Annotated in this window: 1 protein-coding gene; it reads right to left on the reverse strand. The window is 51.6% G+C overall.

All coding sequences use genetic code 11. The annotated features are described in order from the left end of the window. Nucleotides 1–217 (reverse strand): hypothetical protein (locus tag FDX22_RS24680; protein WP_186805471.1); only part of this gene is annotated, 217 nt, incomplete at both ends.

The raw sequence follows: 217 nt of genomic DNA on the forward strand, positions 1-217 counted from the left end.
CCATTGCCGTTGCCAGCGCGTTAAACGACGGGTTAAACACAGCGTGCATGAAACCATCATCCAGCGAACGATTACGGTTCAACTCCAGATAGTTATCCGTGTCCACCAGCACCTTCGGCGGAGAATACTCTTCCGGGATCAGGAACAGTTTCCAGCGTTTGGTACGTAACCCAACCGTTGAACGACTGGAAATGACGGAAACAAACGGCGACAGGAT

This window comes from Citrobacter sp. TBCS-14 (assembly GCF_005280805.1).
Classification (GTDB): Bacteria; Pseudomonadota; Gammaproteobacteria; order Enterobacterales; family Enterobacteriaceae; genus Citrobacter; species Citrobacter gillenii.